The organism is Flavobacterium phragmitis (genome assembly GCF_900112575.1).
In the GTDB taxonomy this organism is placed as follows: domain Bacteria; phylum Bacteroidota; class Bacteroidia; order Flavobacteriales; family Flavobacteriaceae; genus Flavobacterium; species Flavobacterium phragmitis.
The window spans coordinates 262,733-276,594 of the sequence record NZ_FOMH01000011.1 but is presented as its reverse complement, the minus strand read 5'-3'; the positions used below and the strand labels follow the sequence as shown (position 1 = coordinate 276,594).

The 13,862-nt window shown below is 34.4% G+C and carries 14 protein-coding genes and 1 tRNA gene; 6 read left to right on the top strand and 9 right to left on the bottom strand.

Translation table 11 applies throughout. From position 1 onward, the window contains the following. Positions 1–4: 4 nt before the first annotated feature. Together BM289_RS19855 and BM289_RS19850 are read right to left on the bottom strand one after the other, a co-directional pair. Positions 5–79: transfer RNA gene (locus BM289_RS19855), tRNA-Val, on the bottom strand. A gap of 178 nt (positions 80–257) precedes the next feature. After that, the gene (locus BM289_RS19850; protein WP_091496752.1) at positions 258–1,484 is read right to left on the bottom strand and encodes a bifunctional folylpolyglutamate synthase/dihydrofolate synthase; all 1,227 of its coding nucleotides are present in this window, start codon (positions 1,482–1,484) and stop codon (positions 258–260) included. Positions 1,485–1,615: 131 nt separating this feature from the next. On the opposite strand from BM289_RS19850, the gene BM289_RS19845 reads away from it, so the two are divergent. Both BM289_RS19845 and BM289_RS19840 read left to right on the top strand, forming a co-directional pair. Beyond that, a complete protein-coding gene (locus BM289_RS19845) occupies positions 1,616–2,308 on the top strand; it encodes a MotA/TolQ/ExbB proton channel family protein (protein WP_091496750.1) in 693 nt (230 codons plus the stop codon). A gap of 3 nt (positions 2,309–2,311) precedes the next feature. Beyond that, on the top strand, positions 2,312–2,707 hold the full coding sequence (locus BM289_RS19840) for an ExbD/TolR family protein (protein ID WP_091496748.1): 396 nt from the start codon (positions 2,312–2,314) through the stop codon (positions 2,705–2,707). Between the two features lie 356 nt (positions 2,708–3,063). Here the strand turns inward: BM289_RS19840 and BM289_RS19835 are convergent, their stop codons facing one another. The 3 genes from BM289_RS19835 to BM289_RS19825 form a co-directional block, all read right to left on the bottom strand. Then, positions 3,064–3,969, bottom strand: a complete 906-nt coding sequence (locus tag BM289_RS19835; RefSeq protein WP_091496746.1) for an energy transducer TonB — start codon at positions 3,967–3,969, stop codon at positions 3,064–3,066. 318 nt (positions 3,970–4,287) lie between these two features. Continuing rightward, the gene (locus BM289_RS19830; protein ID WP_091496744.1) at positions 4,288–5,514 is read right to left on the bottom strand and encodes a Glu/Leu/Phe/Val dehydrogenase dimerization domain-containing protein; all 1,227 of its coding nucleotides are present in this window, start codon (positions 5,512–5,514) and stop codon (positions 4,288–4,290) included. Positions 5,515–5,656: 142 nt separating this feature from the next. After that, positions 5,657–6,232, bottom strand: a complete 576-nt coding sequence (locus BM289_RS19825; protein WP_091496743.1) for a chalcone isomerase family protein — start codon at positions 6,230–6,232, stop codon at positions 5,657–5,659. A 490-nt stretch (positions 6,233–6,722) separates the two neighbouring features. Between BM289_RS19825 and BM289_RS19815 the strand changes: the two genes are divergently transcribed. The 4 genes from BM289_RS19815 (at position 6,723) to BM289_RS19800 (ending at position 10,437) form a co-directional block, all read left to right on the top strand. After that, positions 6,723–7,865, top strand: coding sequence for an acyl-CoA dehydrogenase (locus BM289_RS19815; protein ID WP_091496740.1), 1,143 nt, complete (start codon positions 6,723–6,725; stop codon positions 7,863–7,865). 137 nt (positions 7,866–8,002) lie between these two features. Then, the gene (locus BM289_RS19810) at positions 8,003–8,974 is read left to right on the top strand and encodes a M28 family peptidase (protein WP_091496791.1); all 972 of its coding nucleotides are present in this window, start codon (positions 8,003–8,005) and stop codon (positions 8,972–8,974) included. A 35-nt stretch (positions 8,975–9,009) separates the two neighbouring features. After that, the gene (locus BM289_RS19805; protein ID WP_091496739.1) at positions 9,010–9,687 is read left to right on the top strand and encodes an SDR family NAD(P)-dependent oxidoreductase; all 678 of its coding nucleotides are present in this window, start codon (positions 9,010–9,012) and stop codon (positions 9,685–9,687) included. Between the two features lie 147 nt (positions 9,688–9,834). After that, on the top strand, positions 9,835–10,437 hold the full coding sequence (locus tag BM289_RS19800) for a SprT-like domain-containing protein (protein ID WP_091496737.1): 603 nt from the start codon (positions 9,835–9,837) through the stop codon (positions 10,435–10,437). A gap of 80 nt (positions 10,438–10,517) precedes the next feature. Here the strand turns inward: BM289_RS19800 and BM289_RS19795 are convergent, their stop codons facing one another. The 4 genes from BM289_RS19795 to BM289_RS19780 all read right to left on the bottom strand — a co-directional run bounded on the left by BM289_RS19795 (position 10,518) and on the right by BM289_RS19780 (position 13,587). Further along, complete coding sequence (locus BM289_RS19795; protein ID WP_091496735.1) at positions 10,518–11,285, bottom strand: ABC transporter ATP-binding protein; 768 nt, start codon at positions 11,283–11,285, stop codon at positions 10,518–10,520. After that, positions 11,285–12,031 carry an MlaE family ABC transporter permease gene (locus tag BM289_RS19790; protein ID WP_091496733.1) on the bottom strand — a complete coding sequence of 249 codons (747 nt, stop codon included), beginning with the start codon at positions 12,029–12,031 and terminating at the stop codon, positions 11,285–11,287. The genes BM289_RS19795 and BM289_RS19790 overlap by 1 nt, the downstream gene beginning before the upstream one ends. 79 nt (positions 12,032–12,110) lie before the next feature. Beyond that, on the bottom strand, positions 12,111–12,959 hold the full coding sequence (locus tag BM289_RS19785; RefSeq protein ID WP_091496731.1) for a glycosyltransferase family 2 protein: 849 nt from the start codon (positions 12,957–12,959) through the stop codon (positions 12,111–12,113). Positions 12,960–13,059: 100 nt separating this feature from the next. After that, entirely contained in the window at positions 13,060–13,587 is a 528-nt protein-coding gene (locus BM289_RS19780) for a methyltransferase (protein ID WP_091496729.1), read from the bottom strand. Positions 13,588–13,862 lie beyond the last annotated feature (275 nt).

Here is a 13,862-nt window from a genome sequence, read left to right as displayed (position 1 = left end):
TTTGTGGGCGATGAGGGGTTCGAACCCCCGACCCCCTCGGTGTAAACGAGGTGCTCTGAACCAGCTGAGCTAATCGCCCTATTTTACTAGGTTGCTATCGTTTGTGATTGCGAGTGCAAATATACGCTAGTTTTTGAGTTCTGCAAAGAAATTCGAATAAAAAGTAAAACTTTTTTAAAAATAGTTTATATCTCCTTGTTTATGAATTTGTTATTAAATCGGTTTTTTTGAAGTTTTTTCTATATCAAAAGTATATTTTAACTCAAAGGCAATTCGGCAACCACAAAAGTGCTTCCGCCAATGTAAATAAAATCATTTTCTGAGGCATTTTTCTTTGCTTCCGCGAAAGCGATTGCAACAGAATCGTATTTTTCTCCAATCAAACCAAAATTTTGTGATGCCTTTTGTAACGTTTCGGCAGGCAAAGCTCGTGACGAATTAGGGTGACAGAAATAATATTGTGCTTCTTTTGGAAACAAAGGCAAAATCGAATCCAAATCTTTATCATTTACAACACCCAAAACAATATGCAGTTTCTCGTATTTCTCGTTTTTCAGCTGATTCATCACAACCGATAATCCGTGTTTGTTGTGCGCCGTATCACAAATTATTTTCGGATTTTCTCCCAATTGTTGCCATCTGCCTTGTAAACCGGTATTTTTTACAACGTGAAGTAAACCTTCTTTTAATTGTTCTTCAGAAATTTTAAAATCGGTTTCGTTATTCAAAATCGAAATCGTCTGCTGAACCGTTTTTTTATTGTGAAATTGATAATCTCCAATTAAATCCGATAAATAAATCTGATCAATTAAATCGGAAGCTAAATAAATTGGTGCATTGTTTTCTTCGGCTTTAGCCAAAAATACAGGTTTGGTTTCAGCTGTATATTCACCAATTACCACAGGAGTATTCGGTTTAATAATTCCCGCTTTTTCGCCGGCAATAGCTTCCAGTGTATTTCCTAAAAACTGCGTATGATCTAAACCAATATTGGTAATTACAGAAGCCAAAGGCGTAATAATATTAGTAGCATCCAATCTTCCGCCCAAACCAACTTCGATAATCGCAATATCAGTTTTCTCAGAAGCAAAATAATCAAAAGCTAAACCAACTGACATTTCGAAGAAACTCATATCGTTGGCTTCAAAAAACGATTTATGTTTGGCAATGAATTCGATAACAAACGCTTCCGAAATTTCCTGACCGTTGATTTTAATTCTTTCTCTAAAATCTTTTAAGTGCGGAGAAGTGTACAATCCGACTTTGTAACCTGCTTCCTGTAAAACAGAAGACAACATATGCGAAGTAGAGCCTTTTCCGTTGGTACCAGCCACATGAATGCATCTCAATTGCTTTTGAGGATTGCCAAGATGTTCCGCTAACAATTTAATATTGGTTAAATCTTCTTTATAAGCTGAAGCTCCCTGTAATTGGTACATTGGAAGCTGATTAAACATCCAATTGGTAGTCTCTTGATAGTTCATTTATTTTGGATAAAATGGTTGTCGATTGAAATAAATTTCGATTTTTGTAGTTTAATATAACAGCGAAAATTATCTTTATTGCAAATTTCAAATATTTTTTAGAATTAATTATTAAAAACCAGAATTAATATATGTTTAGTTTTATTCAGTTACAAACAGATACAATCGCAAATGCTTCAAATGTAGTGATCGAAAAGATTGCGCCAGAACAGGAAATATCAATGTTTGGATTCATAATGAAAGGAGGAGTTTTCTTAATTCCGATCGCGATTTTATTGTTTTATACTATTTATGTGATTTTTGAACGTTATATGTATATCAGCCGAGCATCCAAAATTGACAATCGTTTAATGCAAGATGTAGGAGATAAATTAAATTCTGGAAATATTGAATTGGCAAGAACTATTGTAGAAAGAAGTGATACAGCAGCAGCTAATATTCTAAAAGAAGGAGTTTTAGTAATTGGAAGACCAATCGCAGAAATCGAAGCCAATATGGATCGTGCCGCAGACATCGAAATTGGCGAAATGGAAAGACGTTTGGGGCACTTGGGACTTATCGCAGGTATCGCGCCAACTCTTGGTTTCATTGGAACAATTTCTGGGGTTATTAAAATTTTCTACAGCATTTCGGTTACAGAAAATATTAGTATCGGAAACATTTCCGGAGGTTTATATGAGAAAATGATCAGTTCTGGTTCTGGGTTAATCGTGGGAATTATTGCATACTCTGCGTACCACTTATTAAACGGAAAAATCGATGATTTCGCCTTAAAAATTCAGAAACAGATTTTAGAATTTGTCAACATAATTCAAAGAGCATAAGCTATGTCTATTAAAAGAAAAAGAAGATTTCACGCCGAAGTAGCGACTTCATCTTTGAGCGACATTATGTTTTTCCTGTTGTTGTTTTTCTTAATTATCTCAACACTGGCAAACCCGAATGTGATTAAGATGACGCTTCCAAAAGCAAAATCGAACGAAAAAACAAACAAACAATTAATCAGTTTGTCGGTTACAGAAGACAAGCAGTTTTATATCGACAAACAACAAGTTCCTTTTGAAGAACTGGAAACGACTTTAATGAGCAAGTTAGGAACAGATAAAACGCAGACTGTTGTAGTCCGAATTCCGTTCAATTTACAAGTTCAAGATTTAGTAGATGTTTTACAGATAGGAGTTAGAAACAATTTGAAGTTTGTAATAGCTACAAGTCCGAAATAGATTTATCATTAGGGCGTGACCACAATAAAAAAATGGGCCAATCAGCATAACGTTGATTCGCCCATTTTTTTATTCCGGTCGGGCTATTCGCGCTACTTCGGTAGCCAGCTACTATCCCTCACGCGGAAAACGTTACATTTTGTCATTTCGACTGAAAGGAGAAATCACACTAGAAGCTCCACAAAGTTTTTCTCCAATCTTTGTCGAATCCCGTGTGTGATTTGCTTCGCCTGTTCGCTATCGCTCGAGTCTCCTTTCAGTCGAAATGACAAATAAACAAAAAGGCTTTCAGATTTTCTGAAAGCCTTTTTCTATAATAACAGATTTAGTGTAAATCTGTGCAATTCGTGTTTTTTTTAATCCAAACTGAAATTATAAATAATTTTCCCTACTTGTTTTGCAGGAGCATCACTATCAGATTCCCATTTGGTATTCATTGCTGCAATTCTTGCTTGATCTAATAAGCATTTTGCAGTATTTGTAGTTCCTTTAATTCCAGGAGTTGCGCTTATTGTTTTTCCGTTTTGGTCAACGCTTACTTCAACCACCACTTTCCCTTCTTCGTTGCAAGTATATTTTGGTGCCGGTTTAGATAATGCTTTTCTATTTCCTAAAGAATATCCCGATCCTCCGCCAGAACCGCCACCAGTTCCAGCTCCATAACCGCTTCCCGTTCCAATGCCATTTCCGGTTCCGTTACCGCCTCCAGTTCCTCCGCCAGAGCCACCAGATCCATAATAACCGCTGGAGTTTAAACTTCCGTTAGATTTTCCTTTATTTCCGGAAACTTTATCATCTCCGTCGCCGCCTTTGTTTGAACCTTTTAAAATACTGGATAATGCATCGTTGGTAGAGTTCGAAACTTTTGGTTTTTCAGGCACAGGTTTCGGTTCCGGTTTTGTAACAGGAACAGGTTTTTTAGGTTTTTCTTTTGTCGGAATAACAACATCTGTTTCATCAGCTGTTGAATTCTCCTGAGTAATAGTAGCTTCTTCAGGAGCCGCTTTTGCTGCAACTTGTTTCACATTGTTTTTTACATCCAGCACTTCACTTTTGTAATTCGCTCCGGAACCTAAATCGCTGTCGCCAAAATTAACCGTTACGCCACCGCCACCTCCGCCACCTTCGGCAAGAGCTACATTATTTTCTGGATTATATGGAGGCCAAAAGCGTATGAAAAAAAGCAATGCAATTATGGCCGCATATATAGCAGTTGTGAGTAGGAGTGATTTCTTTTTATCTGAAGAAATAGTGAAACTCATTTTGATTCTGAATTTTGAAATGTATTATTTTAAAAACGTTTAAAAGTAGTAAAAATTGTTTAGAATGAAAGAGAGAATTTAACCGCAATCCCGATAATTATTAGGTGCAAAGTTTTACGCAAGGTTCGCAATGATTTGTGAAAATTAAATAGCCACGAATTCACGAATTTTTTATTCACGAAGATTGTAAAAAAATAATTCGTGAATTCGTGGCTAAAAAACCTTGGCAACTTTTGCTCCCGATAGCTATCGGGATTGCGGTTAAAAAAAAGCGAGCCAAATATAATTCAGCTCGCTTATAGTAAAGTATAATAAAAATTACACTAATTGTTTCAATGCAATTTCAAAAGCAGTTGCACTGATATTTGTTTTGGATGCACTTAAAGCATGTGCTTTTACAATCGCATTTTTTATAGTTTCTGAAGTATCGTTAAAAATAGCTTCGTCAGTCATTTGAACTTTTTTCTCCATGAAGTAAGCAAAAACTCTCGCCATTCCGCAGTTTGAAATAAAGTCAGGAATTAAACTTACTTTGTGGTCTACTTCTTCCATGATAGAACCAAAGAAAATTTCTTTATCAGCAAAAGGAACATTCGCTCCACATGAAATAACTTCCAATCCGTTTGCGATTAAGCTGTCAATCTGCGCTTGAGTCACCAATCTTGAAGCGGCGCACGGCGTGAAAATTTCAGCACCAATAGTCCAGATTTTAGAATTGATTTCCTCAAACGGAATCATATTGTCCGCAACCAGTTTATTTCCGTCTTTGTTTAAGAATAAAGTTCTGATTTCTTCAAACGAGAAACCATCTTCTTTAATTAAACCTCCGTCACGGTCAATAATTCCGATTACTTTTGCTCCCATTTCGGCTAAGTAAAAAGCAGCGGCAGAACCAACGTTTCCGAAACCTTGCACGATTGCTTTTTTTCCTTTGATGTCTCCACCATAAGTTGCGTAGAAATGACGAACAGCTTCGGCAACACCAAAACCAGTAATCATATCTGCCACAGTATATTTTCTTGTAACGTCTGGTGAGAATTTAGGGTTTTCGATAACCTTAATTACTCCTTGGCGTAATTGCCCAATTCTATTGATTTTATCGGCTTCAGTTGGTTTAAAATGTCCATTAAAAACACCTTCTTGTGGATGCCAAACCCCACATTCTTCTGTCATTGGGATTACTTCATGAATTTCATCAACATTTAAGTCTCCTCCAGTTCCGTAATAACTTTTTAATAAAGGAGAAACCGCTTTGTACCAACGCTGTAAAACGCCTTTTTTGCGAGGATCGTTCGGGTCAAAATTTATTCCAGATTTAGCTCCGCCAATGGCAGGGCCTGAAACAGAGAATTTAACTTCCATTGTTTTTGCTAAAGACAAAACCTCATTCATGTCTAAGCCTTTTCTCATTCTAGTTCCTCCACCTGCAGCTCCTCCGCGAAGTGAATTAATTACAGTCCACCCTTCGGCTTCTGTTTCTGAATCTTTCCAATTGAAAACAATTTCAGGTGACTTGTTTTCAAATTGTTGTAATAAATCTTTCATTTTGTTGTGATATGTTTATTTTGCGTAAATGTATAAAATAGAATAATGTGAATAATGTATTTCGCATCAAATTTAGTAAACAAAAAAGAAAAGCCGAAAACTATTTGGTTTTCGGCTTTTTGAATATTTAAAAAATTAAGAACTATTGTCCTAATAAGTGTTTTTTCAAAGTCTCGTCAACTGGTTTATCTGAAAGCCAGATTCCGAATAATGCTTTTTTGAAATCAAATCCTGCAATTTTGCCTTTCAATACTTCATTTTTGGAAACATAAACATTTTGATCCAACGGATTGTAAGCTAATATAAATACATCTTTTTCTGTAATGGGATCACTTAAGAAACTTTTTAATTGCTCAATTCTTGGACGTAACTGTTCTAAATTTGCACCGGCAGATTTTTCAAAACCAGTATTCATGGCTTTTGTCAATTTGTTAGAAGAAACCATAGAAGAAGTAATTTCAATTCTAACCGCCATTTCAGTATCGCTGTCAATTATGAATTGAGGATCTTGAGTTAATTGCGATAAATACAATGCCTGCACATAAACTTCCAACCACATTTTAGATCTTCCGCCTGCGCCGTTTAGCTGTAAACTTTTGCCTTGAAAATCTATTTTTCTAGGAACAGTTACACCGTTAACGTCAATTTGAGTTTGTGCTGAAATAGTATAAAAAGGTAAGCTTAATAGGAGTGTAAGGAGTAGTAAAATCTTTTTCATGTTCTGTCAATTTTTTATTTTTTGGTCAAAAATAATGTTAATTTATTAATATTTGGTTCATTTTTGAGATGTTTTTTTTCTGTAAAATTTATATCTAATTTTTGTATTGTATTAATAATCAAATTAGTAAGACTTGTTTTACGTAGTTTTACGCATTTTAAGAATTGTTTAACTTTTGGACTTAAAAGATTTGTCAATATTTTCAGTTTTTCAAAGATTTTTTAGTGGATTATCTCGACAGAATTTTACAATATTTGTTGCAAGATTAATGTTCATTTGAATAAAAAGATAAATAATCACGAAAACGATATCGTTATCTTTGCTGATCTATTAATTTTGTATGCATGCATTGTAAATTACACTTTTAAAAAGTATCTTTGGAAGCCTTTGAACTGAAAAGTTTGGGTACTGAAAAAACAAAAACATAAAAAACCATCAACTAAAATTCTGTTTGGAATTTGGTTGAAAAAACATTTTAAAGTATACTACTATGGATTTTAATCTTACCGAAGAACATTTGATGATTCAGCAGGCAGCAAGAGATTTTGCTCAAAATGAATTATTACCGGGAGTTATTGAACGTGACGAAAAACAAATTTTTCCAACAGAGCAAGTCAAAAAAATGGGCGAGCTTGGATTTATGGGAATGATGGTGGATCCTAAATATGGAGGAAGTGGACTTGATGCTATTTCTTATGTGATTGCAATGGAAGAGATTTCTAAAGTTGATGCTTCGGCTTCGGTAGTAATGTCTGTAAACAATTCATTAGTTTGCTGGGGATTACAAGAATATGGGACTGAAGAGCAAAAGCAAAAATATTTACCAGGTCTTGCTTCAGGACAAATTCATGGTGCTTTCTGCTTAAGTGAGCCAGAAGCTGGAAGTGATGCAACTTCTCAAAAAACAACTGCGGTTGATATGGGAGATCACTATTTAGTAAATGGAACTAAAAACTGGATTACAAACGGAAATACTGCATCAGTATATTTGGTAATTGCGCAAACACATCCAGAATTGAAGCATAAAGGAATCAATGCTTTGATTATGACGAAAGATATGCCAGGTTTTGCTGTTGGACCAAAAGAACAAAAAATGGGAATCCGTGGATCTGATACGCATTCTTTAATGTTTACGGATGTGAAAGTTCCAAAAGAAAATAGAATAGGTGAAGATGGTTTCGGATTTAAATTTGCCATGAAAACATTAGCTGGAGGAAGAATCGGAATTGCTTCTCAGGCATTGGGAATTGCGTCGGGTGCTTACGAATTGGCTTTGAAATATTCTAAAGAGCGTAAAGCCTTTGGAACAGAAATTTGCAATCATCAGGCAATTGCTTTTAAATTGGCTGATATGGCTGTTAATATTGAAGCAGCGCGTCATTTATGCATGAAAGCGGCTTGGGATAAAGATCAGCATAAGAACTATGATGTGAGCGGTGCAATGGCAAAATTATTTGCTTCGCAGGTTGCAATGGACACTTCGGTTGAAGCAGTTCAGATTCACGGTGGAAATGGTTATGTAAAAGAATACCATGTAGAACGTTTAATGCGTGATGCAAAAATCACTCAGATTTACGAAGGAACTTCTGAAATTCAGAAAATCGTAATTTCAAGAGCTGTTATCGCTGGATAAAATTAGGTTGCAATAGATTTGAATTTGAAAACCCTTTCGGCTTTTAGTTTGGAAGGGTTTTTTTTATGAATATTCTTTTACTTTTCATAAGTTTATACTTTAAAGAAAATTTTCCTTCTAATTCAAAACCAACTATTATGAAAAAGCTATACTTTTTACTTCCCTTTATCTTCTTTGCCTGTAAATCGAGTACTTCAACCCTTCCTGAAAAAGAGGGAAGTTCAAAACCAATTGAAGTAACTTATAAAGTCAATGAAACGGAGATCTCTGATTTCTTAAAATACCTTTCTTCAGACGAAATGGAAGGGCGTGAAACTGGAACAAAAGGAATTGAAAAAGCAGCAGTGTTTTTGGAAGATTTTCTAAAAAAGAATAATATCAAACCTTATTTTAAAACGTATCGTGATACGCTGACTAATTTTAAAAGTCCCGCTTTTAATATAGTTGGAGTAATTGAAGGGACAGATCCTGAATTGAAAAAAGAATTTGTGGTGCTTAGTGCGCATTACGATCATATTGGGATAGAGAAAAAAGAACAGGCTGATAAAATCAATAACGGAGCTAATGATGACGCTTCGGGCGTAACTTCTGTTGCTGCGATGGGGAAGTATTTCAGCGAAACGAAATCTAATAAACGCAGTATTTTAATTGTCTTTTTTGCTGGAGAAGAAAAAGGATTGTTAGGTTCAAAAAGTTTAGTTCAGAAATTGAAAGATCAAAACTTTAATCTTTATACTCAGTTAAACATTGAAATGATTGGTGTTCCAATGAAAAGAGATTATCTGGCTTATATTACAGGTTTTGATAAATCGAATATGGCAGCCAAAATAAATGAATACACAGGGAAAAATACGATAGGATTTCTACCAAAAGAAGCAGAATATCAATTATTCTACAGATCGGATAATTATTCCTTTTATGATGTTTTCAAAAAGCCATGTCAGTCCATAAGTACTTTTGATTTTGAAAACTTTGATTTCTATCATCATGTTTCAGATGAATTTAAACTAATGGATATTCTACATATTACTGCTTTTACGCAGGAATTGTTGCCGGCGATTACTAAAATTGCCACTTCTCCAACACAAGAAATAACCATGAATAAATAAGAGGCTGTTTTACGGCATTTGATTATTTTTGCTCCATGAAAAATATTATTGTTACCGGAACGAGTAGAGGAATTGGTTATGAATTAGCATTGCAGTTTGCCAATGCAGGAAATCAGGTTTTAGCCATTTCGAGAAAAATACCTAAAACGCTTTTAGAACATCAAAATGTGACTTGCCTGTCTATTGATTTGGCAGATGAAACAGCTTTGACAGAAATAGAAAGCTTTCTTTCTTCAACATGGAAAAAAGTAGATGCAGTGGTTCATAATGCTGGAGCTTTACTTTTGAAACCTTTTGCAGAAACCACTCAGGCCGATTTTGAAAGCATTTATAAAGTCAATGTTTTTGCTGTTGCAAATCTGACTAGAATCTGTCTTCCGTATTTACAAAAAGGGAGTCATGTTGTAACAATCAGTTCCATTGGAGGAGTAAGAGGAAGTTTGAAATTTGCAGGATTGGCCGCTTATAGTTCGAGTAAAGGTGCTGTTATAACTTTGACTGAATTATTAGCCGAAGAATATAAAGAACAAGGTATTTCGTTTAATGTTCTGGCTCTAGGTTCTGTTCAGACTGAAATGCTGCATGAAGCTTTCCCAGGTTATCAAGCGCCGATTTCTGCTGAAGGAATGGCGACTTACATTTATGATTTTACCTTAAACGGAAATAAATATTTTAACGGAAAAGTACTCGAAGTTTCTTCAACTAATCCATAAAAAAAGTTATGAGTTATAGGTTATGAGTTTCGGATGATGGAATAAAAAAAACACTAATGAAACAACAAGCCAGCTTATTGTATTTAAAAACAGTATTGCTTTTTTACTATGACTCTTAACTTCTAACCAATAACATTTAACTTTAAATTGAGCGAAACTTTAGCTAAATATATTCCAGAACATGCGGTAAAACCCGTTTTCGATTTGATAGTGGCCAATCAGGTGCATTTGAAAATTGTAAACGAGCGTCAAACCCGTCACGGAGATTATAGACGCGGACCAAGTGGGAAACACGAAATTACGGTTAATGCCAGTTTGAATAAATACAGGTTTTTAATCACATTGATTCATGAAATTGCGCATTTGGTTGCTTTCGAAAAATTTGGAAGAAACATAAAACCACATGGAAATGAATGGAAATTTACTTTTCAGCGTTTGATGGTTCCGTTTATAAGACCGGAAATATTTCCGGGACATATTCTGCCATTATTGGCAAGACATTTTAAGAATCCCTCGGCAAGTAGTGATACGGATACGACTTTATCTCTCGCTTTAAAACAATACGATAAAGAAAGCGATAAAAATTATGTATTCGAAATACCTTACGGAAGCGTTTTTAGAATCAAAAATGGTAAGGTTTTTAAAAAATTAGCGGTTAGAACAAAACGTTTTGAGTGTATCGAAATTAGTTCCGGAAAAACCTATTTGTTTAATCCAAATGCAGAGGTTGAGTTAATTAATGTTCAATAAATAAAATCCCAAATTCCATTCTAAATAGTTTGAAATTTGGGATTTTATATTTGGGATTTCCAAAGAATTGGAATTTTTAATTACTTTATGTCTTTCAAATAAGCTTCTCTAACTTTTTTAAACAGATTAGAAGAGTATACGAATTTAACAATGTCTTTGTTGTCGGTTACAAAGATTTCTTCCTTGGTTCCTTGCCAGGCTTTTAATCCTTTTTTTAAGAAAACAATGTTCTCTCCAATTTCCATAACAGAGTTCATATCGTGGGTATTAATCACCGTTGTAATATTGTATTCTCTTGTGATTTCCTGAATTAAGTTATCAATCAATGTTGAAGTATTTGGATCCAGACCAGAGTTTGGTTCATCACAAAATAAATACTTCGGATTGTTTACAATGGCTCGGGCAATTGCCACACGCTTCTGCATACCTCCTGAAATCTCTGATGGTAATTTTTTATGAGCATCCACCAGATTTACTCTTTCTAAAACAAAATCAACACGTTCTTTAATTTGTGCCTTAGTATTGTTGGTGAACATTCTTAATGGGAAAGCTACATTTTCTTCAACTGTCATTGAGTCAAACAATGCGGAGCCCTGAAATACCATTCCGATTTCAGTTCTTAATTCACGTTTTTCATCTTTGTCCAAGTCAGAATAAACTCTTCCGTCAAATTCAATAGTTCCTGAGTCAGGGGTATGGATTCCTAACAAGGTTTTTAATAAAACTGTTTTTCCAGATCCACTTTGTCCAATAATCAAGTTGGTTTTTCCAGTTTCAAATACCGTCGAAACGCCTTTTAAAACTTTGCTGTCGCCAAATGATTTTTCTATGTTTTTTACTTCTATCATTATCCTAATAATAATTGAGTTAATATATAATTTAGAAGGATAATAGTAACAGATGTCCATACAAACGATATTGTACTTGCTTTACCAACCTCTAATGCACCACCTTTCATGTAATAGCCATGAAAGGATGGAATTGTTGCCAATAACATAGCAAAGATTAAAGTTTTGATAAAGGCATATGTAATATGAAAGGGTATGAAATCTTTCTGAGCTCCCATAATAAAATCTGCTCCGGTTGAAAATCCTCCGTAAGCACAAGCCATCCATCCGCCAAAAATTCCTAAAAACATGCTAATTCCAATTACAAAAGGATACATTAGTAAAGCTATAATTTTAGGAAAAACAAGATAGTTTAAAGAATTGACACCCATAACCTCCAAAGCATCAATTTGTTCTGTAACACGCATTGTTCCGATACTAGAAGTAATGTAAGACCCCATTTTTCCGGCCATAATTACCGAGATAAAAGTAGGAGCAAACTCCAAAATAACAGATTGACGAGTGGCAAAACCAATTAAATATTTTGGGATTAATGGATTAGTTAAGTTTAAGGCCGTTTGAATGGCAACAACTCCCCCAATGAAAAAAGAAATGAAGCAAACAATTCCAAGAGAGTCAATAATAAGGTCATTGATTTCCTTAAAGATTAGATTTTTCATAACAGGCCATTTGGTCTGTTTATTGAAAATTTCTTTCAGCATTAAAAAATATTTCCCGATTTGGGATAAATAACGAATTAGCATCATAATTTTTAAATATTGGCTAAGGTAAAAAGAAGTTATGAGTTATGGGGTATGAGTTCCCTTTTTTCGACTGTTTTGGCAATCAAATTAACTTTTGTTTCATTTTCTTCCAACGATAATTTCTAATAAAATTAGCTTGTTCAGGAGTTACTAATAAAGGAGTTTTGGCACTTTTAGCTTTCATAAAACCTTTAATGTAATCTAAAAAAAGGAATGGTTTTTTCTTCATCATCGCCAATTTTGCCGAAGCAATCGCAGTGATCCAAAAGCCATATCCTAAGGTATAAAAAGCTTCACCTTGTTTGTAGCGGGCTGTTTTGTTGTAATTTGCACCAGTTGGTTTTAGATGTTTTACATGTAAGGATTGATCGGTAACTATTTTCCAATCGTAATATTTACACAATAATTCATCTACAGTATCCCAACCCATTGCAGGTTTTAAACCTCCAATTTGTTGGAAAGTTTCTTTTCTGTAAGCCTTTAAAGCGCCACGAATGTGGTCTTTATCGGTTAGGTTTTCTAAAACCCATTCGCCGTTTTTATCGATATAGCAGAATCCGCCCACCATTCCGATTTTTGAATCAGATTCGAAATGTTTGATTATGGTTTCGAAATAGTTTGGAGGAAAAATTAAATCACCGTCAATTTTTACAATAATATCATAATCAGAATCCAAAGTTTCAAAACCTTTCTGAAAGGCCTGAATCACTTTGCTGCCTGGTAAATGAATAGCATCTGAAGTTTTGTTTACAACAGAGATGTATGGATTTTTTTTTGCGAATCCCAACACAACTTCTTCTGTTTTATCAGTTGAATTATCATTGACAACCACAACTTTTGAAGGCAAAACGGTTTGCGAAACCAGAGATTGTAAGGTTAAGCCAATTAAGTCTTGCTCGTTATGTGCCGGAATGACGATGTAGTATTTCATAAATTTTCAATTTAAAGATCCAATTCTTTAAAATTCCAAATTCCAATCTTAACGAGATTGCTAAAATTGGAATTTGGAATTTTTCTATTGGAATTTGCCTTTAGGCTTTTATTTTTTCTGCCGCAACAATGTAATATCTTGGAGTGAAATATCTTAATAAGGGTCTAAGTCCAAGTTTTTTTACCGGATGTGTAAATTGAAGACGATCTGTAATTTTCCATCCTGTTTTTTCTAAAAGCCAGTCCAATTGCCAGTCTTCAAATTCATGGTAATGCCTGTCCCACATATCCGTTTTAGAACGGTATGCCGGTGAAAACCATAAACGCAACGGAATTGAAATTAGCAATTTGTCACATTTTACGTTTTGTAAAATGGTATACGGATTTAATAAATGTTCGAAAATTTCAAATGCTGTAAAAACGGTATAATCTTCTGTTTGTAAAGCAGTATGATCGTTATCTAAATCTTCGCCTTTAGTATTTTTTACAGTATAACCGTTTTCTTCCATTATTTTGGAGAACGGATTTGGAACACCAAAATCAAAAATGGTTTCAGAGGTGCTAACGTGTTTTTGTAAAAATTCTAAGGTAAGTCTGAATCTCTTATTCGGAAACGTTTTTTCGTACATAGTCATTGCGAACGAATCTCTCGTTCATGAATTGTTAATTAGGTCGCAAATATACTAAAAAAGTATTCAGTGTTCAGTTTTTAGTATTCAGTTGCGGTGGTAAGTTTTAAATGAATTTTTCGCAAAGACGCGAAGTCGCAAAAGTTTTGATAAAAAAATAAACCATATAAATAATATAAGTTCAATTAAGAGAAATCTTAAAATATCTTACATTGCTTATATGGTTTAAAAAACTTTGTGACTTAGCGTCTTTGCGAGATTATTTCGCTTAAACT

Excerpts from the sequence above, each read along its gene's own strand:
- BM289_RS19850 (WP_091496752.1), bottom strand. The coding sequence starts at position 1,484 with ATGAACTATCAAGAGACTACCAATTGGATGTTTAATCAGCTTCCAATG.
- BM289_RS19845 (WP_091496750.1), top strand. The coding sequence starts at position 1,616 with ATGTTTAGTTTTATTCAGTTACAAACAGATACAATCGCAAATGCTTCA.
- BM289_RS19840 (WP_091496748.1), top strand. The coding sequence starts at position 2,312 with ATGTCTATTAAAAGAAAAAGAAGATTTCACGCCGAAGTAGCGACTTCA.
- BM289_RS19835 (WP_091496746.1), bottom strand. The coding sequence starts at position 3,969 with ATGAGTTTCACTATTTCTTCAGATAAAAAGAAATCACTCCTACTCACA.
- BM289_RS19830 (WP_091496744.1), bottom strand. The coding sequence starts at position 5,514 with ATGAAAGATTTATTACAACAATTTGAAAACAAGTCACCTGAAATTGTT.
- BM289_RS19825 (WP_091496743.1), bottom strand. The coding sequence starts at position 6,232 with ATGAAAAAGATTTTACTACTCCTTACACTCCTATTAAGCTTACCTTTT.
- BM289_RS19815 (WP_091496740.1), top strand. The coding sequence starts at position 6,723 with ATGGATTTTAATCTTACCGAAGAACATTTGATGATTCAGCAGGCAGCA.
- BM289_RS19810 (WP_091496791.1), top strand. The coding sequence starts at position 8,003 with ATGAAAAAGCTATACTTTTTACTTCCCTTTATCTTCTTTGCCTGTAAA.
- BM289_RS19805 (WP_091496739.1), top strand. The coding sequence starts at position 9,010 with ATGAAAAATATTATTGTTACCGGAACGAGTAGAGGAATTGGTTATGAA.
- BM289_RS19795 (WP_091496735.1), bottom strand. The coding sequence starts at position 11,285 with ATGATAGAAGTAAAAAACATAGAAAAATCATTTGGCGACAGCAAAGTT.
- BM289_RS19790 (WP_091496733.1), bottom strand. The coding sequence starts at position 12,031 with ATGATGCTAATTCGTTATTTATCCCAAATCGGGAAATATTTTTTAATG.
- BM289_RS19785 (WP_091496731.1), bottom strand. The coding sequence starts at position 12,959 with ATGAAATACTACATCGTCATTCCGGCACATAACGAGCAAGACTTAATT.
- BM289_RS19780 (WP_091496729.1), bottom strand. The coding sequence starts at position 13,587 with ATGTACGAAAAAACGTTTCCGAATAAGAGATTCAGACTTACCTTAGAA.